This window comes from Acidovorax sp. (assembly GCF_021287135.1).
Classification (GTDB): domain Bacteria; phylum Pseudomonadota; class Gammaproteobacteria; order Burkholderiales; family Burkholderiaceae_C; genus Acidovorax.
This window is the reverse complement of the sequence record NZ_JAJTBB010000051.1, coordinates 17,863-38,685: the sequence shown is the minus strand read 5'-3', so window position 1 is coordinate 38,685 and position 20,823 is coordinate 17,863. Positions and strand designations below refer to the sequence as shown.

The 20,823-nt window shown below is 70.0% G+C and carries 19 protein-coding genes; 8 read left to right on the top strand and 11 right to left on the bottom strand.

All coding sequences use genetic code 11. From position 1 onward, the window contains the following. Positions 1 to 394 precede the first annotated feature (394 nt). Positions 395 to 1,282, bottom strand: a complete 888-nt coding sequence (locus LWW96_RS12865; RefSeq protein WP_291487593.1) for a LysR family transcriptional regulator ArgP — start codon at positions 1,280 to 1,282, stop codon at positions 395 to 397. A 78-nt stretch (positions 1,283 to 1,360) separates the two neighbouring features. Here LWW96_RS12865 and LWW96_RS12860 point away from each other — a divergent pair, with 78 nt between their 5' ends. Both LWW96_RS12860 and LWW96_RS12855 read left to right on the top strand, forming a co-directional pair. Next, complete coding sequence (locus tag LWW96_RS12860) at positions 1,361 to 1,972, top strand: LysE family transporter (protein ID WP_291487592.1); 612 nt, start codon at positions 1,361 to 1,363, stop codon at positions 1,970 to 1,972. Positions 1,973 to 2,058: 86 nt separating this feature from the next. Next, positions 2,059 to 3,639 (top strand): ABC transporter substrate-binding protein, encoded by a 1,581-nt coding sequence (locus tag LWW96_RS12855; protein ID WP_291487591.1) that lies wholly within the window; start codon positions 2,059 to 2,061, stop codon positions 3,637 to 3,639. A 66-nt stretch (positions 3,640 to 3,705) separates the two neighbouring features. Here the strand turns inward: LWW96_RS12855 and LWW96_RS12850 are convergent, their stop codons facing one another. Continuing rightward, a complete protein-coding gene (locus tag LWW96_RS12850; RefSeq protein ID WP_291487594.1) occupies positions 3,706 to 4,917 on the bottom strand; it encodes a YbfB/YjiJ family MFS transporter in 1,212 nt (403 codons plus the stop codon). A 168-nt stretch (positions 4,918 to 5,085) separates the two neighbouring features. On the opposite strand from LWW96_RS12850, the gene LWW96_RS12845 reads away from it, so the two are divergent. After that, complete coding sequence (locus LWW96_RS12845) at positions 5,086 to 5,958, top strand: LysR substrate-binding domain-containing protein (protein WP_291487589.1); 873 nt, start codon at positions 5,086 to 5,088, stop codon at positions 5,956 to 5,958. Positions 5,959 to 6,028: 70 nt separating this feature from the next. Then, a complete protein-coding gene (locus tag LWW96_RS12840; protein ID WP_291487587.1) occupies positions 6,029 to 7,150 on the top strand; it encodes a nitronate monooxygenase in 1,122 nt (373 codons plus the stop codon). Positions 7,151 to 7,476: 326 nt separating this feature from the next. Here the strand turns inward: LWW96_RS12840 and LWW96_RS12835 are convergent, their stop codons facing one another. The 6 genes from LWW96_RS12835 to LWW96_RS12810 all read right to left on the bottom strand — a co-directional run bounded on the left by LWW96_RS12835 (position 7,477) and on the right by LWW96_RS12810 (position 12,567). After that, positions 7,477 to 8,451, bottom strand: coding sequence for a glycosyltransferase (locus LWW96_RS12835; RefSeq protein ID WP_291487585.1), 975 nt, complete (start codon positions 8,449 to 8,451; stop codon positions 7,477 to 7,479). 185 nt (positions 8,452 to 8,636) lie between these two features. After that, positions 8,637 to 9,884, bottom strand: a complete 1,248-nt coding sequence (locus LWW96_RS12830; RefSeq protein ID WP_291487583.1) for an O-antigen ligase family protein — start codon at positions 9,882 to 9,884, stop codon at positions 8,637 to 8,639. Continuing rightward, positions 9,881 to 10,699 (bottom strand): glycosyltransferase family 2 protein, encoded by an 819-nt coding sequence (locus tag LWW96_RS12825; protein ID WP_291487581.1) that lies wholly within the window; start codon positions 10,697 to 10,699, stop codon positions 9,881 to 9,883. Before LWW96_RS12825 ends, LWW96_RS12830 begins: the two co-directional genes overlap by 4 nt. A gap of 23 nt (positions 10,700 to 10,722) precedes the next feature. Further along, a complete protein-coding gene (locus tag LWW96_RS12820; protein ID WP_056057299.1) occupies positions 10,723 to 10,929 on the bottom strand; it encodes a zinc-finger domain-containing protein in 207 nt (68 codons plus the stop codon). Between the two features lie 165 nt (positions 10,930 to 11,094). Beyond that, a complete protein-coding gene (locus tag LWW96_RS12815) occupies positions 11,095 to 12,033 on the bottom strand; it encodes a branched-chain amino acid transaminase (protein WP_291487579.1) in 939 nt (312 codons plus the stop codon). 114 nt (positions 12,034 to 12,147) lie between these two features. Continuing rightward, the gene (locus LWW96_RS12810; RefSeq protein ID WP_291487577.1) at positions 12,148 to 12,567 is read right to left on the bottom strand and encodes a glycerate kinase; all 420 of its coding nucleotides are present in this window, start codon (positions 12,565 to 12,567) and stop codon (positions 12,148 to 12,150) included. A 228-nt stretch (positions 12,568 to 12,795) separates the two neighbouring features. Here LWW96_RS12810 and LWW96_RS12805 point away from each other — a divergent pair, with 228 nt between their 5' ends. Beyond that, complete coding sequence (locus LWW96_RS12805; protein WP_291487575.1) at positions 12,796 to 14,556, top strand: methyl-accepting chemotaxis protein; 1,761 nt, start codon at positions 12,796 to 12,798, stop codon at positions 14,554 to 14,556. Positions 14,557 to 14,582: 26 nt separating this feature from the next. On the opposite strand, the gene radA is transcribed toward LWW96_RS12805, so the two are convergent. After that, positions 14,583 to 15,959 carry a DNA repair protein RadA gene (gene radA, locus LWW96_RS12800; RefSeq protein ID WP_291487573.1) on the bottom strand — a complete coding sequence of 459 codons (1,377 nt, stop codon included), beginning with the start codon at positions 15,957 to 15,959 and terminating at the stop codon, positions 14,583 to 14,585. 118 nt (positions 15,960 to 16,077) lie between these two features. Between radA and hpaI the strand changes: the two genes are divergently transcribed. The 3 genes from hpaI (at position 16,078) to LWW96_RS12785 (ending at position 18,619) form a co-directional block, all read left to right on the top strand. Continuing rightward, on the top strand, positions 16,078 to 16,908 hold the full coding sequence (gene hpaI, locus LWW96_RS12795) for a 4-hydroxy-2-oxoheptanedioate aldolase (protein ID WP_291487571.1): 831 nt from the start codon (positions 16,078 to 16,080) through the stop codon (positions 16,906 to 16,908). Between the two features lie 42 nt (positions 16,909 to 16,950). Next, positions 16,951 to 17,928 (top strand): 2-dehydropantoate 2-reductase, encoded by a 978-nt coding sequence (locus LWW96_RS12790; RefSeq protein WP_291487569.1) that lies wholly within the window; start codon positions 16,951 to 16,953, stop codon positions 17,926 to 17,928. A gap of 76 nt (positions 17,929 to 18,004) precedes the next feature. After that, the gene (locus LWW96_RS12785; protein ID WP_291487567.1) at positions 18,005 to 18,619 is read left to right on the top strand and encodes a glutathione S-transferase family protein; all 615 of its coding nucleotides are present in this window, start codon (positions 18,005 to 18,007) and stop codon (positions 18,617 to 18,619) included. Positions 18,620 to 18,647: 28 nt separating this feature from the next. On the opposite strand, the gene LWW96_RS12780 is transcribed toward LWW96_RS12785, so the two are convergent. Together LWW96_RS12780 and LWW96_RS12775 are read right to left on the bottom strand one after the other, a co-directional pair. Continuing rightward, positions 18,648 to 19,901 (bottom strand): ATP-binding protein, encoded by a 1,254-nt coding sequence (locus tag LWW96_RS12780; protein WP_291487565.1) that lies wholly within the window; start codon positions 19,899 to 19,901, stop codon positions 18,648 to 18,650. A gap of 49 nt (positions 19,902 to 19,950) precedes the next feature. Next, positions 19,951 to 20,673 (bottom strand): response regulator transcription factor, encoded by a 723-nt coding sequence (locus LWW96_RS12775; protein ID WP_291487563.1) that lies wholly within the window; start codon positions 20,671 to 20,673, stop codon positions 19,951 to 19,953. Positions 20,674 to 20,823 lie beyond the last annotated feature (150 nt).

Below are 20,823 nucleotides of genomic sequence, written 5' to 3'. Positions count from 1 at the left end.
GCGGCAAGTGTGCGCTGCGGATCGGGAGGGGCTGCAAGGCGCAAAACGCAGCAATAGCCGCAGCTATTGCGAGGATTTGCAACGCAGCAGACTGCCCGAGACCGCAGATGCACACGGCGCGGTGATTTGTGCAGAGGGTCCCTAGCCGCCCCGCATGCTAGGCGACGGGCGCAGCCGGGTTGTATCCCCGGCGAGCACGGCAACGACGCATGCGGGGCGGCTAGGCACTCACCCAAAGGGCCGGGGCCCCACGAGTCGCAGTGCAGCGTTGCAGTCGTCGCAGTGCAGCGTTGCAGTCCTTGTCAAGGCGGCCAGCCTTGACTGCGGCCTGCACCTCGCCCCGCACCCCTTGGAGCCCCGGCGTACCGTCGATTTTTCAGGTTCACTGGACTACTCAGCGCAGCAGCGTAAGCCCCGCCGCCCGCTGCACTGCTGCGGTCATGTGGTGCAGCGCTTGCACGTTCAGCCGCCAGGACTGCCAGTACAGCGGCACATCCACCGGCTTGCCTGCAATCAGCTCCACCAGCGTGCCAGCCTCCAGGTCGTGCTGCACCATCGGGTCGGGCGTCATGCCCCAGCCCAGCCCGGCCCGGGTGGCCATGACAAACGCGTGCGCCTCGGGTAGCCAGTGCACGGGCGGCGTGAGTTTGCGGCGCGTGATGCGCCCCACAAACCGGGCCTGCAGCGCATCCTTGCGGTTGAATACCAGCATGGGCGCCGTTGCCAGCGCAGCAGCGGTCACCCCATTCGCAAAGTAGCGTTGCATGAACGCGGGGCTGGCCAGCGCCCGGTAGCGCAGCGTGCCCAGCGGCAGCACCTGGCAGCCCTGCACGGGTTGCGGGTCGGCCGTGACGGCGGCCATCACGCGGCCCTCGCGCAGCAGGTTGACCGAATGGTCCTGGTCTTCCACATGGATGTCGAAGGTGATGCTCTGGCCCTCGGCCGCCCGGGCCATGGCATGCGGGAACCAGGTGGCCAGCGAGTCGGCATTGACGCCAATGGCCAGGCGCGTGGACGTGTGCTGCCCGCCGCCAATGGTGGCCAGCGCATCGGTCTCGCTCAGCGCCACTTCGCGCGCATGGCGGTACAGCGCCTGGCCCGCTTCGGTGGGCGTGCAGGGTGTGGCACGACGTACCAGCACTTGGCCCACGCGCTCTTCCAGCAGTTTCACGCGCTGTGACACCGCCGAGCGGGTGACGTGCAGCGCGGCAGCGGCACGCTCGAAGCTGCCCTCGTCGATCACGGTGGCAAAGGCGTTGAGCTGGGCAGAGTCGAGGCGCATGGTGCGTTAGCCATTCTGACGGATCGTTAAAAAGTATAGCTGGCGTGATCGTCAGGAGGCCCCCACAATGCGCCCCTCATGACCCCTGCAACCGCTCTGGCCCACGGCTTCACTTCCACTGCCATGCTCGTCATGGCCATCGGCGCGCAGAACGCCTTTGTGCTGCGCCAGGGCCTGCGGCGCGAACACGTGCTGCCCGTGGTGCTGGTGTGCGCGCTGTCGGACGCGGTGCTGCTGCAGGTGGGCGTGTGGGGCATGGGCGGCGTGCTGCTGGCTCGGCCTGAGTGGGCGCAGGCCATGCGCTGGGCGGGGGCGCTGTTCCTGCTGGCCTATGCCGCGCGGACGGCGGCCCGTGCGCTGCGCCCGGGACAACTGGTGGTGGCTGCGGGCGGCCCGGGCACCAGCCTGCGTGCCACGCTGGCCACCGTGGGGGCGCTCACCTGGCTCAACCCGCACGTCTACCTGGACACCGTGGTGCTGCTGGGCACCATGGCCACCCCGTACCCGCCGTGGGGGCGTGCGCTGTTCGCCGCGGGCGGCTCCGTGGCGAGCGCGCTGTGGTTCCTGGGGCTGGGGCTGGGCGCGCGCTGGCTGGCGCCGCTGTTTGCCGCGCCCGCCGCCTGGCGCGTGCTGGACGCGGTCACGGCGGTCACCATGCTGGTGCTGGCGGGCGCGATGGCTCTAAGTTAACAACGAAAAATTCGTTCCGCCGGGCCGCGGTTTGGGCGATAGTGGCGCCATTCAGAACTTGGCCTGCCGGCCGCCCGATTGCTCCCATGCGCATTCAACCTCTCCTGCTCGCGGCCGCCGTGGCGGCCGCACTGCCCCTGGCCGCCCAGTCCGCCACCTTCCGCTGGTCGCGTTCGGTGGACATCTCCACCTGGGACATCCACACCCAGAACGTGGGCGTGAACAACACCATGCACGGCGCGGTGTACGACACGCTGGTGGAATACAACAGCAAGACCTTCAAGCCCGAGCCGTCGCTGGCCACCGAGTGGAAGCTCATCAAGCCCACGCAGCTGCGCCTGACCTTGCGCCGCGGCGTGAAGTTCAGCGACGGCAGCGAGTTCACGGCCGACGACGCCAAGTTCTCGCTGGAGCGCGCCAAGGCCAAGACCTCCAACTTTGCCGTCTACACCCAGGGCATCGACCGTGTGGAGAAGGTGGACGCCTACACCCTCGACATCCATTCGGACCTGCCCAACCCCGTGCTGGTGAACCAGCTCACCGAGCTGCGCATCATGAGCAAGGCTTGGGCCGAAAAGAACAAGTCGGTGGGGCCCAAGGACATCAAGAACAAGGACGAGACCTACGCCCACCGCAACGCGCTGGGCACCGGCCCGTACCAGCTCAAGCAGTGGTCCCCCGACCAGCGCGTGGTGCTGGTGCCCAACCCGCACTGGTGGGGCAAGGGCAAGTACCCCACCAACCTGACCGAGATCGTCTACACCCCCATCAAGGCCGATGCCACGCGCACGGCGGCGCTGCTGTCGGGCGAGATCGATTTCGTGATCGACCCCAGCCTGCAGGACCTGGCGCGCATCAAGCAGACGCCCAACCTGCAGGTGCTGGAAGGGCCCGAGTACCGCACCATCTTCCTGGGCCTGGACCAGTTCCGCGACGAGCTGCCCGGCTCGGACGTGAAGGGCAAGAACCCGCTCAAGGACCTGCGCGTGCGCAAGGCGCTGTACCAGGCCATCGACATCAATGCCATCCAGCGCGTGGTGCTGCGCGGCCTGGCCCAGCCCACGGGCACGCTGATCGCCAACCAGGTCAATGGCTGGACCAAGAAGGCCGATGTGCGCTACCCCTACGACCCCAAGGCCGCGCAGAAGCTGCTGGCCGACGCGGGCTATCCCCATGGGTTTGAAGTGGACTTTGCCTGCAGCGCGGGCCGCTACATCAACGACGAGCAGCTGTGCCAGGCCATCACCGCGCACTGGGCCAAGGTGGGCGTGAAGGCCAAGCTGCGCTCGCTGCCGTTTGCCACCTACTTCCCGATGATCCAGCGCAACGAAGCCAGCATCTACCTGCTGGGCTGGGGCGTGCCCACCTTCGACGCGTTCTACAGCCTGCAGTCGCTGGTGCGCTCGCCCGGCGCCGGGGGCGATGGCAACTTCAACCTGGGCCGCTTCTCCGACCCGCAGATGGACGCGCTGATCGAGCGCGTGAAGAAGGAAACGGATGCCCCCACGCGCAATGCCCTGATCGAGCAGGCGCTGATCAAGGAGCATGAGCTGGTGTCGCACATCCCGCTGTACAACCAGGTGATTCCGTGGGCGGGCACCAAGAAGGTGGAGATCATCCACCGCGCCGATAACCGGATTGATTGGCGGTATTTGAAGGTGAATTGAGGCGGGGCGGGGCGGGGCGATGCCGTCGCCCACCGCCCGGCTTCGGCAAGCTCAGCCCGAGCCGGCTCAGCGCGCGCGGGAGGCGTGCCGCCACTGCCACCCCATGAACAGATACACCCCCGCGCCCACCACCAGCGCACCCCCTGCCACCCCCAGCGCCCACCCAAACCCCTGCCCCTGCGAAGGTGCCCGCGCCAGCAGCGCCGCCGCCATCGGCGGCCCCGCGATCTGGCCGATGCCGTACAGCGCCGTGAGAAGCCCCGTGAAGCCCGCGCCCGCCTGCGGCCACTGGTGGCGGGCTTCCTGCAGGGCGAAGAACGTGATGGCGGTGAACGGCAGGCCCAGCAGGAGGCTGCCCAGCGCAAAGCCCGCGCGCCCGGGCCACAGCAGCGGCAGGGCGATGGCCGCCGCCTGCAGCAAATAGGCCCCCGCCAGCAGCTTGCGCCGGTCGCGGGTGGGTGCGATGCGGGTGGACAGCAGCGCGCCCAGCGCCACGCCCGCGCCGAACACGGGCCAGAACAGGTCGGGCCACACCGAGCCGGCCGGCAGCGCGGCCCGGGCGATCACAGGCAGGAAGGTGGCGGTGACGATGTAGCCCAGCCCCGCCAGACCGTAGGCCAGGGCCAGCAGGGCGCGCTCGGCGGCCGGGTGCGGCGCGGGTCCGGCCGGCGGCGTCGCAACCGCGGCCGGGCGGGCGCCTGGGGGCGCCGGCGCAGGTGCCAGCGCCGGTGCCTCGGCCCCGCGCACCACCGGCCACACCAGCGCGCACAGCAGGGTGGCCAGCGCGGCGAACACCGCCCAGCCGGCGGCGGCGCTCCAGCCCGCCGCCACCATGGCGCTGGTGGGCAGGCCGGTGGCCACGATGCCCAGGCCCGGCCCGCAGAAGATCAGCCCGCCCAGCGCGGGGCGCCCCAGGTGGGCCAGCCGCCCCATGCACCAGTTGGCGGTGCCCAGGAACACCAGGGCGCTGGCCACGCCGGCCAGAAAGCGCATCAGCGGCCACAGCCCGGCCCAGGGCAAGGCCAGCGTGGCGGTGAGCAGCGCGGTGGCGACCAGGCCTGCGCGCACCAGGGCCGCATTGCCGGGTGCCGCACCCAGACGCCGGCCCAGCCAGGGCAGCGCCATGTAGAGCAGCGCACCGGCCAGGTAGCCGGCGTAGTTGGCCGTGGCCAGCCAGCTGCCGGTGGCGATGTCCACCACGCCGTCGTGCAGCATCAGGGGCAGCAGGGGGGTGAAGGCAAACCGGCCGATGCCCATGGCCGCCGCCAGCGCGGCCATGCCGGCCCACGCCACGGAAAGGGGCGAAGCGCCGGTGCGGGCGCCAGCGAGGTGCGCTGGAGAAGCGGAAGAAACCTGGGTCACGGTCAAGGCCACGTTGCCGCGCGGATGCGCTGGGCTTATGATCTTAGCAAGAGATTGAATTTTTGAAGTTCATACTTTTTCAAGATGGATAATCCCCCTCCCCTGCTCGACCTGGCCGCGCTGGACATCTTTCGCACCGTGGCGGCTGAAGGCAGCGTGACGCGCGCGGCCGAGCGCCTGCAGCGCGTGCAGTCCAACGTGACCACCCGCGTGCGCCAGCTGGAGGCCGACCTGGGCACGGCGCTGTTCCTGCGCGAGGGCAAGCGCATGGCACTGACGCCCGAGGGCGAGGTGCTGCGGGGCTACGCCGACCGGCTGCTGGCGCTGGCCGAGGAGGCCCGCCAGGCTGTGCGGCCCGGCCAGCCCACCGGGCGCCTGCGCCTGGGCTCGATGGAAAGCACTGCCGCCAGCCGCCTGCCCGCCCCGCTGGCGCAGTTGCACCGCCAGTGGCCGGAGGTGGCCCTGGAGCTCACGACCGGCCCCACGCGCGAGCTGCTGGAGCGGCTGCGTGCCCATGCGCTCGACGCCGTGCTGGTGGCCTGGCCGCCCGGCCAGCCCGCCGATCCGGCGCTGGAAACCCAGCCTGTGTTCACCGAAGAGCTGCTGCTGGTGCTGCCGCCCGGCCACCCGCCTGCGGCCGGCCCAGAGGACGTGCAGCCGGGCACGCTCGCCGTCTTTGAACCCGGCTGCACCTACCGGCGCGTTGCGCAGGACTGGTTTGCGCCGCGCCCGCAGCCCATGCAGTGCCTGGAGCTGGGCTCCTATCACGCCATCCTGGCGAGCGTGGCGGGGGGCGGCAGCGTGGGCATCGTGCCGCGCTCGGTGCTGCAGCTCTCGCCCCATGCCGCGCTGCTGGCCCAGCAGCCGCTGGTCCGCCTCGACACCCTGCTCATTTGGCGCCAGGGCTACCGCTCGGCCGCGCTGGACGCGCTGCGGCAAGTCCTCGTGGCTGCCTGACCGCGCTCTTTGCCTTTCTAGCTCTGCTTGCTCTGCTTGCTCCTCCCCTTGTCTTGACCGGAACACCCCCATGCCCCACCGCAGCCTGTGCACGACCCTCGGCCTTCGCCTGCCCATCGTCCAGGGCCCCATGACCGGCTCCGACACGCCCGCGCTGGCGGCCGCGGTGTCGGCTGCGGGCGGCCTGGGCATGCTGGGCTGCGGCATGCGCTCGCCCGTCGCCATGGCCGAGGCCGCTGCCGAGGTGCGCCGGCGCACCGACCAGCCCTTCGGCCTGAACCTGTTCGTGCAAGACACGCCGACACCCGACGCCGCCACGGTGGAGGCCGCCGTGGCCCGCCTGGCCCCGCTGTACGCGGAGTTCGGCCTGCAGGCCGCCGTGCCCGCGCGCTGGTGCGAGGATTTCGGCGCGCAGTTCGAGGCGCTGATCGAGGCCCGCCCCGCCGTGGCCAGCTTCACGTTCGGCATCCTCACCTCCGCGCAGGTGGAGCGCCTGCACCAGGCCGGCTGCACCGTGATCGGCACGGCCACCACGGTGGCGGAGGCCGTGGCCTGGGCCGACGTGGGCGCGGACGCCGTCGTGGCCTCGGGCATGGAGGCCGGCGGGCACCGGGGCACCTTCCTGGCCTCGCAGCCCGGGGCGGGTGCCCCGTCGCTGGCCGACTTTGCCGCCGCCATGGTGGGCACGCTGCCGCTGGTGGCGCAGTGCGTGGACGCGCTCGCCCCGCGGGGCCTGCCGGTGATCGCGGCGGGCGGCATCATGGACGGGCGCGGCATTGCCGCCGCGCAGGCCCTGGGGGCCGAGGCGGTGCAGATGGGCACGGCCTTCCTGGCCGCCGACGAATCGGCCATCGGCCGCGCCTACCGCGACGCGCTGGCCACGGCCACCGCCACGGACACCCGCACCACCCGCGTCTTCTCCGGCCGCCCGGCGCGCGGCATCGTCAACGCGATGATGGACCGCCTGCAGGCGCACGAAGCCACCGTGCCCGCCTACCCCGTGCAAAACGCCCTCACCGGCGCGCTGCGCCGCGCATCCGCCGAAGCCGGGCGGGCGGACCACCTCTCCCTGTGGGCCGGCCAGGGCGTGGCGGCCGTGCGGCCCATGCCGGCGGGGGACCTGGTGGCCGCGCTGGAAGCGGAATGGCGGGCGGCGCTGGCAGGACAGGCAGCGCAGCTGGAAGCGCCATAACGCTATAAATTTAATAGCTTTTAGCGCTTTATGGATAAGCGCTACAGGCCTTTTTCATTCAAAATTTCTAGCTCCCAGGCCACCTGGGTGCAGGGAAAGCGCCCTGGCTTCGACAAGCTCAGCCCGAACGGGTGGGCGGAAATCCAGGGCAGCGAAATCGAATGGACGCGGAGGCGTTTTCGGAATTCGCGGCCGACCCAGCGCACGGCCTCCAACACCGGCGCAGCCCAGACCAGGGGCACCGTGGAACTGGCTTTGCCAGGCCACCGGTGGCGTCCCCCTCCCGCAGGAGAGGGGGAAGGCGCGCAGCGCCTCAGGGGGAGCCGTCACTGCCTCCAGGGCAGTTCCCGCGCCGGCCCCTGGATCACGGGCGGCCGGGCATTGATCTGCTCGCCCGCCAGCACACGCTCGTACATGCGCAGGTAGTTGCGCGCCATGCGCTCGGCGCCGAAGTGCTCCACCACGTGCTGGTGGCAGGCGCGGGCGTCAAAGCGGTTGCCGCGCACCGCGTCGGCCAGCACGCGGGCTTCGGCCGAGAGCACGCCGCAGTGCAGCGGCACCAGCTCGGGCAGCGCGCCGTAGGGCGTGGCAAACACCGGGCAGCCGAAGTACAGGCTTTCGATGACCGCCAGCCCAAAGGGCTCGTGCCAGCGCACCGGAAAGATCAGCCCGCGCGAGGCGTTGAGCAAGCCCGTCTTCTGCGTGCCGCCCACCATGCCGTGGAAATGGATCTTGCGCGACAAGGTCCAGCGGAAGCCGCGCTTGAAATTGATGCGGTCGCCGCCCAGCACGTCCAGCTCCACGCCCGCCATCTTGGCCACCTTGATGGCGCCGCGCACGTTCTTCACGCCCCAGGCCGCCTTGCCCAGGAAGTGGTAGTGCGGGCGCGGCAACTGGAAGTCCACCGGGCCGTAGCTGGCCCAGTCCAGGCCGTTGTAGACGAACTCGGTGGAGCCATAGCGCGCCGCGTGGTCGCGCGAGAGGAACACCGTGTTGCGCGGTAGCGGCTTGGGCTTGCGTGCGTTGCCGTGCTCCGTCACCAGGTACGGCCGGGCCAGCTCCGTGCGGGGGTTGAACTGGAAGTGGGTGATGTCCACATCGGCCGGGATCTGGCCGTCCCAGGGCTCGTCCGGCCGAATGGGCAGCACCTGCCCGAAGTCGCAGGTGGAGCCCTCGGGCACCAGGTAGCTCACGCGGTGGCCCAACTGCACCAGCGTCTTGCCCAGGTCCCAGATCACACGCTCGGTGCCGCCGTAGCCGTACACCGGGATCGGGGAGTTGTTGACCAGCAGGATGTGCATGAAGAATGCCTCTCTCAGGCGTCAGTAGCGCTCACTACCGCCCACAACGATTGAAACTGGCGCAGCCCAGACCAAGGCAGCCGAGCAAGGGCCGCCCCGCAGCGAGGGCTGCGTCCCCCTGCCCACATGGCGCAGCCATGCGAGAGCGGGGGGAAGGCGCGAAGCGCCTCAGGGGCGTGTTCCATCTACCTACCGCAGCCAATCCGCGCCCGCCGCTCGTGCAGCGCCGCCAGCAGCAGCGGGCACATGAACAGGTAGAACATGTTGCCACTGTTGTGGGCCAGGAAGACCTGCGTCAGGCCGAAGCCGATGTACGACAGCGGCAGCAGCACGCCCATCAGGCACAGCGACAACGACTCGCGGTCCATCTTGCCCGCGCCGTCGCGGATGCGCTCGGCCGTGGGCCAGAACATCACCAGCGGAATGCCGTAGAACACCAGCAGCACCAGCACGCCGGGCAGGCCGCGCTTGGCAAACAGGTCCAGCGCCTCGTTGTGGGCGTGGCCGAATTCCAGCACCACCGGGTTGGCCAGCCCCGCCGCCACGCGGCGCGCCTTCTCGGCCTCGTACCCCGCACGGCCCCAGCCGGTGAGCGGGCGGTCCCAGCCCATCTGCCAGGCCAGGTGCCAATGGGCCAGGCGCTGGCCCACCGAAGTGCGGCTGTCACCGCGCTCCTGGTAGGTCTGCACTTCCTGCCGCGCTTCGTCCACCCGCTGCTCCACCGAGGGCACCTGCGACAGGGCCGCTGCCGCCACCGCCAGCACGCACAGGCTCCAGTACACCCGCCGCTGCCCGGTGGTGCGCACCAGCAGCCAGGCGCAGACGGGCAGCAGCAGCACCAGCGCCAGCCAGCCGCCACGCGACTGCGAAAGTACCGAGCCCACTGCGCCCAGCACGATGGCTGCCGCCAGCAGCAGCCGCTGCCACACCACCCACCGGGTCCACTGCACGACCAGCAGCAGCCCGCTCATCACCGCCAGCAGCATGCTCAGGTTGCCGTACTGGATGGCATTCGTGAACCCGTTGGCGCGCGGCAGGGCCAGGACGAAGGTCTGGTACAGGCCCACCAGCCCGCTGCCCACGGCGCCCACGGCCACGCCCATCCACAGCCAGGAGGCGCGGGGCTCGAAGGTCATCAGGTAGAAGATGCACGGCAGCGCCAGCAGGTACTTGGCCGGGCGGTCCATGCTGCCCCAGCCCCAGGTGGCGCCCACATCCAGCAGCCACAGCGCCCCCATGCACGAGAACGCCGCCATGAGCCACCACGCCGCGGGCGGCGCGGGCCGCCGCCACCACACCGGCGCACTGGCCAGCGCGGCCAGCAGCAGCAGCGCCGCGCCATAGGAATAGCCCGAGGGCAGCCACAGCGCCAGGCCGGGCACCATGAAAGCACCGGCGCTCGCGCAGCGCCCGAACCAGCGGTAGGCCTTCATCCGCGGATCACCCGGCCGGTGAGGCTGTCGTGGTCGTAGTGCAGCGCTGCATAGCGGAAGAAGCCCTCCAGCGCCACAAAAAGACAGTACAGGAACCCGGCGCCGCCGCACAGGAAGCCCAGGCGGAAGATGTACAGCCGCACGAACATCGAGGTGCCCGAGGCCAGCCCCCGCAGCACGCCGCCGCGCTGGCCTTTTTCAGCCCGCTTGGCCGCGCCCAGCATCACGTACTGCGTGAGCTTTTCCAGGCTGCCCCGGACGGTGGTGCGCGAGTAGTGCAGCAGCCGCGCGCGGATCAGCCGGCGCGGCACGGGCTCGCCACCGGGCTGCGGGTGCAGCTGGGCCTGCTCGTGCACCACGCCCGTGAATTCATGGACCATGCTGCGCACGAACAGCCGCTCGATCTGCGACTGCGAGCGGAAGTACGTGAGTTCGTGCCCGAACGCCACCATGCGCCAGCGGATCTTCCAGACCGCCCGCGCTCCCGAGCGCACGATGGCCTGCAGCTCCTGCGCAAACGCTGGTGTCATCACTTCGTCAGCGTCCAGGAAGAAGATGTAGTCGCCGCGCGCATGGGCCAGCAGCCGGTTGCGCTGCACGGCAAAGCCCTGCCAGTCCGGGTAGCTGTGCACCTCGGCCCCCAGGCCGCGGGCCAGGGCGACGGTATCGTCCGTGCTGCCGCTGTCCACCACCAGCAGCTGGTCGGCAAAGGCGGCGCTTTTCAGGCAGGCTTCAATGCGGTGCGCCTCGTTGTGGGTCAGCACCGCAACGGTCAACGTGGGCGGCGCCACTGCGCCGCCAGTCACAACTGGCATCAACCAATCAATCCGTCAGCCGGTCAGTGACCGGCGTGGACGTGTTCGCCCGCCTTGAGCCGATAGACGGTGCCGCAATAAGGGCACTTGGCCTCGCCCGTGCGGGCCACGTCCAGGTACACCTTGGGGTGGCTGTTCCACAGCTTCATGTCGGCCTTGGGGCTGGGGCAGAAGACGCCGCCCTGGGCGTTCAGGTCCTTGGCCAGCAGTTCAACGGTAGCTTGTGACATCGGTATTTTTCTCCTTGGCGCATCCCGCGCAGGCAATGTTTGAAACTGGCGGCGCTCCACGGCCGGCAGACGCCGTGGAACGGGCTTCGCCCGGCCACCGGCGCCGTCCCCCTTCCCGGCGCAGCCGAGCCAAGGGGGAAGCCGCGCAGCGGCTCAGGGGGTGGGTCACACCTTGGTCAGCCAGTGGGCGTACTTCGGATTGCGGCCGTTCACGATGTCAAAGAAGGCGTTCTGGATCTTCTCGGTGATGGGGCCGCGGCTGCCGGCGCCAATCTCAATGCGGTCCAGCTCACGGATGGGCGTGACTTCGGCGGCCGTGCCGGTGAAGAAGGCCTCGTCGGCGATGTACACCTCGTCGCGCGTGATGCGCTTTTGCACGATCTCCAGGCCCAGGTCCTTGGCGATGTGGAACACCGTGTTGCGGGTGATGCCGTTGAGCGCGCCAGCCGACAGGTCGGGCGTGTAGATCACGCCGCTCTTGATGACGAAGATGTTCTCGCCCGCGCCTTCGGACACGAAGCCCGAGCTGTCCAGCAGCAAGGCTTCGTCGTAGCCCTCGTCCGTGGCTTCCATGTTGGCCAGGATGGAGTTGGTGTAGTTGCTCACCGCCTTGGCCTGCGTCATGGTGATGTTGACGTGGTGGCGGGTGTAGCTGCTGGTCTTCACGCGGATGCCGCGCTTCATGCCCTCTTCGCCCAGGTAGGCGCCCCAGGCCCAGGCGGCCACCATCAGGTGGATCTGGTTGCCCTTGGGGGACACGCCCAGCTTTTGCGAGCCGATCCAGGTCAAGGGGCGCAGATAGCAGGATTCGAGCTGGTTCTCGCGCACCACGGCCTTTTGCGCCTCGTTCACTTCTTCCTTGGTGAACGGAATCTTCATGCGCAGGATCTTGGCGCTGTTGAAGAGGCGGTCGGTGTGCTCTTCCAGGCGGAAGATGGCCGTGCCCTGGGCCGTGTTGTAGGCGCGCACGCCTTCGAAGGCGCCGCAGCCATAGTGCAGCGTGTGGGTCAGCACGTGGATCTTGGCGTCGCGCCAATCGACCATCTGGCCGTCCATCCAGATCTTGCCGTCACGGTCGGCCATCGAGGGAACTACGGGGCTCATGGGAATCCTTTGGGTTGCTGGGATCGCAAAACCGGGATTTTACGGGGCCGCAGCCGGCTGCCGGCCGGCGGCGTGAGGTGCAGTGCAGCAAACGTGCCGGTCCGCCGCGGGGCCTCAAGCCCCCTGGGGCGGGGCGGCGTCTTCGGGCTCGGGCCGCACCAGCGCCCACTTCACCAGTTTGCCCTGTTGAAATTCACAGGTGACATGGGATTGCGTGCCGTCCGTCCAGCGGTAGACCTCCGGCTGCGCGTCCTGGGCCGACAGCTGCTCCCCCAGCGACTGGGTCATGGCCACCACGTGCATCAGGTTCACGCCCGGGCTCAGCCGCGCATTCAGCATGACGGCGCTGCCCACATAGCCGATGGGCCGCTTGGCGGCCTTGTCCATCACCTTCATGAGCCGGGTGAAGTGCAGCAGGGCCCACATCACCAGGCCGCCGGCCACCGCCGCGACACCGGCCCAGCCGTAGGCGAAAAAACCGAAGACGATCAAGCCGATGGCGCCCAGCGGCACGAGGAGGTTGCGCAAATTCATCCCGGTATTGTCTTATGGACGCTCCCGCCCCGCGGGCCGCCGTCCCGCCGGAGCCGACGGTTATTCGGACACCCGGGCACCCCCAGCGGCCTCCGGAGAAACTGTTTCGTTGTGTAAGTACTACATTAATGAAAAAACATTGGGACACATTTGGGCCGAGGCCGGTCCAGTGTTTACGGCCGGCCCCGAAGCTCCAAGAATGCGACCTCGACCTTCTGGAGATCGTGAATGAAACTGGACAACGTGCGCTTGGCGCCCAAGCTGTGGGGTTCTATCGTGGGGCTGCTGGGCGCCATGCTGCTGGTGTCGGTGTGGGCGCAGCACCAGGCCGGGCAGGTGATGGACCGCACCCTGGCATCAATGGACACCTTCGAGCAGCGCATCACCCTGGCCCTGCAGTGGAAGGGTGCCATCGAGACCACGGGCGAGCGCGTGCTGGCCAGCAATTCGACCCCCGACGCGGAACTGACCGCGCTGTTTGACGGCCGCGTCAAGCAGGGCATCACCGGCATCTCGGCGCTCCAGGCCAAGGTGGTCGAGCTGGCCACGACACCGGCCGACAAGAAGGCCCTGGAACGCGTGGCCAGCGAGCGCACGCAGGTGCTGGCCCTCAACAAGCAGGCGCGCGAGGGCAAGCAGACGAGCGACGGCCCCGCGTTCAAGGCGTTCATCGAGACGAAGTACCTGCCGGCCATCGGCAGCTACGTGGACAGCCTGGAAGCCTTCGTGCAGCTGCAGCAGAGCCAGCGCGACGCCGCCCGCGTGGAGGCGCAGGCCGCGCGCACCCGGGCCGCGGCGCTGGCCTGGGCGGTCCAGGGCATTGTGTTGGCGCTGGGCCTGGTCCTGTCCTTTGTGCTGGTGCGCTCCATCACGCGGCCGCTGCACCGCGCGGTGCAGCTGTCGGACGCGATTGCCGGCGGCGACCTCACCGTGTCGGTGCGGGAGGAGCGCGAGGATGAGTTCGGCCACCTGCTGCGCTCTGTCTCGCAGATGGCGGGGCGCCTGCGCGCCCTGGTAGCCGAAGTGCGCAGCGGCGTGGAGTCCATGTCCACCGCCTCGGTGGAAATTGCCACGGGCAACCACGACCTCTCGGCCCGTACCGAGCAGACCGCCGCCAACCTGCAGCAGACCGCCGCCAGCATGGAAGAGCTGACGGCCACGGTCACCCAGTCCGCCGACACGGCGCGCCAGGCCAACCAGCTGGCCACCACGGCCGCGCAGGCCGCCACCCACGGCGGCGAAGTGGTGTCGCAAGTGGTGCAGAGCATGCAGCACATCACCGACAGCTCGCGCAAGATCGCCGACATCATCGGCGTGATCGACGGCATTGCCTTCCAGACCAATATCCTGGCGCTGAACGCCGCTGTTGAAGCCGCCCGCGCCGGCGAGCAGGGCCGGGGCTTTGCGGTGGTGGCTGGCGAGGTGCGCAGCCTGGCCGGACGCAGCGCCGAGGCCGCCAAGGAAATCAAGCACCTGATCAACGCCTCCGTGGAGTCGGTGGAAACCGGCTCGGGCCAGGTGGCGCAGGCCGGCCGGTCCATGGACGAAATCGTCGCCAGCGTGCGCCGCGTGTCGGACCTGATCGGCGAAATCACGGCCTCCTCCACCGAGCAGCGCGAGGGCATCGGCCAAGTCAACCAGGCCATGGGCAACCTGGACCAGATGACGCAGCAAAACGCCGCGCTGGTCGAGGAGAGTGCCGCCGCCGCCGCGTCGCTGCGCGACCAGGCTCAGCGCCTGGCGGAGGTGGTGTCGGTCTTCAACGTGGGGTACACCCCGGCCAGTCCCGCACCGGCCATCGCGCCCCGGCCGGCACCGGCCGCGCCCGCGCGGGCGCCCGCCGCGGCGCCGGCCCGGGTGGGGGGCGCCGCCCCGGCAACCGCCGCCGCACGCAAGCTGCAGGCTCCGGCGGCCAACGCACCGACGCCCGCATCGGCTCCCGCACCGAAGGCCGCCAAAGGCTCCGACGACGACTGGGAATCTTTCTGACGCGCTGCGCGGGACGGGCGCGGGCTTCAGCCCATCTCTCGCACCACGGCCATGGCCTCCTCCACCCGTTCCACCGCGTGGAGGGTGAGTCCTTCAATGGGTTTCTTGGGCGCGTTGGCCTTGGGCACCACGGCCACGGTGAAGCCCAGCTTGGCGGCTTCCTTCAGCCGCTCCTGGCCGCGCGGCGCCGGGCGCACCTCGCCGGCCAGCCCCACTTCGCCAAAGGCGATAAAGCCCCGGGGCAAGGGCTTGCCGCGCAGGCTGGAGGTGATGGCCAGCATCACGGCCAGGTCGGCCGCGGGCTCGCTGATGCGCACGCCGCCCACCGCGTTCACGAACACGTCCTGGTCCATGCAGGCCACGCCCGCATGGCGGTGCAGCACGGCCAGCAGCATGGCCAGGCGGTCGCGGTCCAGGCCTACCGACAGGCGCCGGGGGCTGGGGCCGGCGCTGTCCACCAGCGCCTGGATCTCCACCAGCATGGGCCGCGTGCCCTCCAGCGTCACCATCACGCAGCTGCCGGGCACGGGCTCGCTGTGCTGGGAGAGGAAGATGGCGCTCGGGTTGCTTACGCCCTTGAGGCCCTTTTCGGTCATGGCGAAGACGCCGATCTCGTTGACGGCGCCAAAGCGGTTCTTGATGGCGCGCACCAGGCGGAACTGGCTGTGCGTGTCGCCCTCGAAATACAGCACCGTGTCCACCATGTGCTCCAGCACGCGTGGGCCGGCCAGCGCGCCCTCCTTGGTCACGTGGCCCACCAGCACCATCGACACGCCCGTGGCCTTGGCCGCGCGCGTGAGGTGCGCCGCGCACTCGCGCACCTGCGCCACCGAGCCGGGCGCGGAGGTGAGCTGGTCGGAATACACGGTCTGGATCGAGTCGATCACCGCCACCGCGGGTTGCGTGGCCTCCACGGTGGCCAGGATCTTCTCCAGCTGGATCTCGGCCAGCACGTTGACCTGGCTGTGGTCCAGCCCCAGCCGGCGCGAGCGCAGCGCCACCTGGGCGCCGCTTTCCTCGCCCGTGACGTACAGCGTGGGCAGCCCGGCCCGCTGCAGCGCATCCAGCGCCTGCAGCAGCAGCGTGGACTTGCCGATGCCCGGGTCGCCGCCGATGAGCACCACGCCGCCTTCCACGATGCCGCCGCCCAGCACGCGGTCCAGCTCGCCAATGCCGCTGGGCGTGCGCGCCACGTCGCTGGCCTCGATGGCGGACAGGGGCGTGACGGCCTGGGCGTGCGCCAGCCCCGCGAACTGCGGGGTGCTCATGCGGTTCTTGCCCGCGCTCTCGGCCACGGTCTCCACCAGGGTGTTCCAGGCGCCGCAGGAAGGGCATTTGCCCAGCCAGCGGGGGCTGGTGCCGCCGCATTCGGTGCAGGTGAACGTGGTTTTGTCTTTGGCCATGGCGGTGTCGGTGCAGCGGTGCGCGGTCGGGGCAGCCGACTATAGCGGCCGCGCCAGCGCACGCCGGCAACAGCCCGTACGATGGCGGGCCTGGCACCGCATTCCGGAGATGTTTCCCTTGCAAACCCCTACCAACCGCTTCAAAGAGGCCCTGGCCCAGGGCCCGGCCCAGATCGGCCTGTGGCTGGGCCTGGCCGACGCCTACAGCGCCGAAATCCTGGCCGGCACGGGCTATGACTGGCTGCTGATCGACGGCGAGCACGCGCCCAACGACCTGCGCTCCATGCTGCACCAGCTGCAGGCGATCGCCAGTGCGGCCAGTGCCCTGCCGCCGGGCGCGCCCGCGCCGCACCCCATCGTGCGCGTGCCGGTAGGGGAGACAGCGCTCATCAAGCAGGTGCTGGACCTGGGCGCGCAGACGGTGCTGGTGCCCATGGTGGACACGCCCGCGCAGGCGCAGCAGCTGGCGCGCGCCATGCGCTATCCGCCCGACGGCGTGCGTGGCATGGGCAGCCCGCTGGCCCGCTCGTCGCGCTGGCAGGCCTACCCGCAGTACGTGCACGAGGCCAACCAGCAGGTCTGCCTGCTGGTGCAGGCCGAGACCGTGGAGGCCCTGCAGAACCTGGATGCGATTGCCGCCACGCCCGGCGTGGACGGCGTGTTCATCGGCCCGGCCGATTTGTCCGCGTCGATGGGCCACACGGGCGACCCCGGCCACCCCGACGTGCAGGCGGCCATCCAGGACGGCATCGCCCGCATCCTGCGCGCGGGCAAGGCCCCAGGCATCCTTGCGACCACCGAAGCGCAGGCGCGCCAGTGGCTGGCAGCGGGCGCGCTGTTTGTGGCCGTGGGCGTGGACACCCTGCTGCTGGCCAGCGCCGCGCAGGATCTGCTGGCACGCTTTCGCACCGGCGCCCAAGCCGCCGCGCTGCGGCCCGCAGGCTACTGACTCTTCAGAACAACACCCCAGAACAACCAAGGACAGACACCCATGAAAGCATGTATCTACGGCGCAGGCGCCATCGGCGGCTGGCTGGGCGTGGCCCTGGCGCAGGCCGGCTGCACGCTGAGCCTGGTGGCGCGCGGCGCCACGCTGGCGGCCCTGCAGACGCACGGCCTGCGCCTGCGGCGCCCGGACGGCTCGGTGGCCCAGGTGGCGGTGGCCGCCGCGGACGATCCCGCCGCCCTGGGCGTGCAAGACCTGGTGGTGCTGGCCGTCAAGGCACCGGGGCTGCCCGAGGTGGCCCGCGCCCTGGGGCCGCTGGTCGGCCCGCACACCACCGTGCTGACGGCCATGAATGGCGTGCCGTGGTGGTTCCTGGACGGCTTTGGCGGCGCGGCCGAGGGGCATGCCCTGGAATCCGTGGACGCGGGCGGCGCCATCGCCCGCGCCATTCCCGCCGGCCAGGTGGTGGGCAGTGTGGTGCACACCAGCTGCTCGCTGGAGGCGCCGGGCTTTGTCCGCCAGCACTTCGGCAACCGCCTCATCGTGGGCGAGCCGGACGGCAGCCACAGCGCCCGGCTGCAATCGCTGGCGGGCACGTTGCAGCGCGGCGGCATCGACGTGGAGGTGAGCGACTGCATCCAGAAGGACATCTGGTTCAAGCTGTGGGGCAACCTCACCATGAACCCCATCAGCGCCCTCACCGGCGCCACCACCGACCGCATCCTGGACGACGACCTGGTGCGCGGCTTTGTCAGCGCGGTGATGCTCGAAGCCAAGGCCATCGGCGACAAGCTGGGCCTGCCCATTGACCAGCAGCCCGAAGACCGCCACGCCGTCACCCGCAAGCTGGGCGCGTTCAAAACGTCGATGCTGCAGGACGTGGAGGCGAACAAGCCGATGGAGATCGATGCCCTGGTGGGCGCCGTGCGCGAGCTGGGCCAGATCACCAGCACGCCCACGCCGCACACCGACGCGCTGCTGGGCCTCACGCGGCTGATGGCGCGCACCCGGGGCCTGTACTGAGCAATTTCAAGGAAAAACGGCCTGCAGCGCTTATCTGGCAAGCGCAAGCAGCTACACAATTGATAGTAAATCGACCATGTCCACACTCACCCTGTATTCCGCCCCCGGCACCTGCGCCCTGGCTGTCCAGATTGCGCTGATCGAGGCCAATGCCCCACACGAAGTCATCACCCTCGATCTGGCCGGCGGCCAGCAGCGCAGCCCCGAATACCTGGCCATCAACCCCAAGGGCCGCGTACCCGCGCTGGTGACCGAGCACGGCATCCTCTCCGAGACATCCGCCCTGCTGCTGTACGTGGCGCAGCGCTTTCCCGCCGCACGGCTGGCTCCGCTGGACGATCCCTTTGCGCTGGCGCGCATGCAGGAGCTGCACAGCTACCTGGCGTCCACCGTGCACGTGGCCCACGCCCACGGCCGCCGCGCGGCACGTTGGGCCGACGAGCCCAGCTCGCACGAGGACATGCGCCGCAAGATGCCGCAGAACATGGCGGACGGGTTCAACGTGATCGAGCAGCACTACCTGCAAGGCCCGTGGGTGCTGGGCGATGCCTATTCCGTTGCCGATGCGTATCTCTTCACCGTGGGCAGCTGGCTGCAGAGCGATGGGGTGGACATTGTGCAGTTTCCGAAGGTGGCGGCGCATGCGCAGCGGATGCTGCAGAGGGCTGCGGTGCAGCGGGCACTGGGGTAGGTAGGCGCTTGCGGCCGGGGCGGCGCCCTCACTGCGACAACGGCAGGCGCAGCACAAAACACGCGCCGCTTGCCCCATCTGGCCGGTCCTCGCAATGCACCGTGCCGTTGTGCCGCCCCGCGATGGAGCGCACCAGCGCCAGCCCCAGCCCCACGCCACCCGCGCGCTCGCTGGCACCCGGCAGGCGGTAGAAGGGCTCGAAGATGCGTTCGCGCTGGCTGGCGGGCACGCCCGGGCCGCGGTCGCACACGCGCACCTCGGCGTGGCCCTGGCGGCGCTCGATGGACAGCGTGATCTCGCCGGTGCTGTAGCGCCGGGCGTTCTCCAGCAGGTTGCGGATGGCGCGGCGCAGCAGCTTGGAGATGCCGCGCACGTCCACCGAATCCGAGCTCACGTCCAGGTCGGCGTCCACGCGTGCGCATTCCTCGGCGGCCAGGCCGATCAGGTCCACCAGCTCCACCGTGCCCACGTCGGCCTCGCGGGCGTCCAGGCGGCTGGCCAGCAGGATTTCGTCCACCAGCTGGTCCAGCTCGGCGATGTTGCGCAGGATCTCTTCGCGGAAGGCGGGCGAGGGTTGCTGGCCGCCCATCAGCTCCAGCCCCATGCGGATGCGGGTCAGGGGCGAGCGCAGCTCGTGCGAGGCGTTGGCCAGCAGCGACTTGTGCGACTTGACCAGCGCCTCGACCCGCGCCGCGGCCGCGTTGAACTGGCGGGCCAGGTCGGCCACCTCGTCCTGGCCTTCGTCGGGCACGCGCACGGAGAGGTCGCCCTCGCCAAAGCGCTGCACGCTGCGCTGCAGCGCTTCGAGCCGCAGGGTGAGCCGGCGGATGATGGGGTACACGCCCACGGCCACGGCCAGGCCCACGATGCCCAGCAGCCACAGAAAGCCGAAAGGCGGGCGTGTCCAGAACGCGGCGACGGCGCCCGGGTTGGGGCCGCCGGGGCCACCCGGACGCCCCGCGGTGCGCTCGCCCCGGGGCTGGCGCGGCGCCAGCTGCAGCACGAAGGTCTGCCCGGCGGAGGTCTCGATGTGGAACTCGGTGCCTTCGCCCGGTTCGCTCGGCTGGCGCGTGCCCAGGCCGTGCATCACCACATTGCCGGCGGGATCGCGCAGCACCATTTCGCGCGAGGGCGGCACGAAGGGCTGCGCGTTCTGCGCCTTCTGCTCCTCGGCCATGCGCCAGGCCCAGCCCACGGTGAGGGTCAGCACCGCGATGCCGCCCACCACGGCCAGCCAGATGCGCAGGTACAGGCGGCGGGAAAAGGGGGTGGAGAGGGACATGCGGAATCTGGGGCAGAAGAAGCCTGTGGCCGCGCCGGGGCCGGGCGGCTCAGTCTTGTTGCTTGGCGAAAACGTAGCCCACGCCGCGCACGGTGAGGATGCGGCGCGGGTTCTTGGGGTCGGACTCGATGGCGGCGCGGATGCGGCCCATGTGCACGTCGATGCTGCGGTCGAAGGCCTCCAGCTCGCGGCCCCGCACGGCTTCCATGATCTGGTCGCGCGTGAGCACGCGGCCCGCGCGCTCGGCCAGCGCCACCAGCAGGTCGAACTGGTAGGAGGTGAGGTCGGCCGGCTGGCCGCCCACCGTCACGGTGCGGGCGTCGCGGTCGATCTCCAGCGAGCCAAAGCGCAGCGCCTGCGTGGCGGCGGCTGCGGTGGCGCCGTCGGTGCGGCGGCGCAGGATGGCGCGGATGCGGGCCAGCAGCTCGCGGGGCTCGAACGGCTTGGGCAGGTAGTCGTCGGCGCCCAGCTCCAGGCCGATGATGCGGTCCATGGGATCGCCCTTGGCGGTGAGCATCAGCACCGGCACCTGGGCCGCGCTGCCCTGCAGCGAACGGATGCGCCGGCACACTTCCAGCCCGTCCATGTCGGGCAGCATCAGGTCCAGGATCACCAGGTCGGGCAACGGCGCGCCCGCGTCGCCCTGCAGCTGGGCCAGCCCGCTCTTGCCGTCCGCGCAATGCGTGACCTGCAGGCCCGACTGGCCCAGGTACTCGCCCACCATCTGCGCGAGGCGGGCATCGTCTTCGATCATCAGCAGTTGGGAGCTCATGGCGGTCAGTGTAGTGCGGAGAACCTGGCCACCATGCTCCCGGCCAGGCGTCTCGCCGCGTTGTCGCCCCCGTAAAGTTCCGGTAAACCGGCGGCCGCGGCGGTTGCAAGTGCCGGGGAAAGATTGCTATGTTTTGTATAGCTGCTTGCG

Coding starts and splice junctions, on each gene's coding strand:
- LWW96_RS12790 (WP_291487569.1), top strand. CDS start 16,951: ATGAAAGCATGTATCTACGGCGCAGGCGCCATCGGCGGCTGGCTGGGC.
- LWW96_RS12775 (WP_291487563.1), bottom strand. CDS start 20,673: ATGAGCTCCCAACTGCTGATGATCGAAGACGATGCCCGCCTCGCGCAG.
- LWW96_RS12825 (WP_291487581.1), bottom strand. CDS start 10,699: ATGCCAGTTGTGACTGGCGGCGCAGTGGCGCCGCCCACGTTGACCGTT.
- LWW96_RS12820 (WP_056057299.1), bottom strand. CDS start 10,929: ATGTCACAAGCTACCGTTGAACTGCTGGCCAAGGACCTGAACGCCCAG.
- LWW96_RS12850 (WP_291487594.1), bottom strand. CDS start 4,917: ATGGCCGCGCTGGCGGCGGCCATGGGCATCGGCCGGTTTGCCTTCACC.
- radA (WP_291487573.1), bottom strand. CDS start 15,959: ATGGCCAAAGACAAAACCACGTTCACCTGCACCGAATGCGGCGGCACC.
- LWW96_RS12860 (WP_291487592.1), top strand. CDS start 1,361: ATGACCCCTGCAACCGCTCTGGCCCACGGCTTCACTTCCACTGCCATG.
- LWW96_RS12780 (WP_291487565.1), bottom strand. CDS start 19,901: ATGTCCCTCTCCACCCCCTTTTCCCGCCGCCTGTACCTGCGCATCTGG.
- LWW96_RS12830 (WP_291487583.1), bottom strand. CDS start 9,884: ATGAAGGCCTACCGCTGGTTCGGGCGCTGCGCGAGCGCCGGTGCTTTC.
- LWW96_RS12805 (WP_291487575.1), top strand. CDS start 12,796: ATGAAACTGGACAACGTGCGCTTGGCGCCCAAGCTGTGGGGTTCTATC.
- LWW96_RS12845 (WP_291487589.1), top strand. CDS start 5,086: ATGGATAATCCCCCTCCCCTGCTCGACCTGGCCGCGCTGGACATCTTT.
- LWW96_RS12810 (WP_291487577.1), bottom strand. CDS start 12,567: ATGAATTTGCGCAACCTCCTCGTGCCGCTGGGCGCCATCGGCTTGATC.
- LWW96_RS12785 (WP_291487567.1), top strand. CDS start 18,005: ATGTCCACACTCACCCTGTATTCCGCCCCCGGCACCTGCGCCCTGGCT.
- LWW96_RS12835 (WP_291487585.1), bottom strand. CDS start 8,451: ATGCACATCCTGCTGGTCAACAACTCCCCGATCCCGGTGTACGGCTAC.
- LWW96_RS12840 (WP_291487587.1), top strand. CDS start 6,029: ATGCCCCACCGCAGCCTGTGCACGACCCTCGGCCTTCGCCTGCCCATC.
- LWW96_RS12855 (WP_291487591.1), top strand. CDS start 2,059: ATGCGCATTCAACCTCTCCTGCTCGCGGCCGCCGTGGCGGCCGCACTG.
- LWW96_RS12815 (WP_291487579.1), bottom strand. CDS start 12,033: ATGAGCCCCGTAGTTCCCTCGATGGCCGACCGTGACGGCAAGATCTGG.
- LWW96_RS12865 (WP_291487593.1), bottom strand. CDS start 1,282: ATGCGCCTCGACTCTGCCCAGCTCAACGCCTTTGCCACCGTGATCGAC.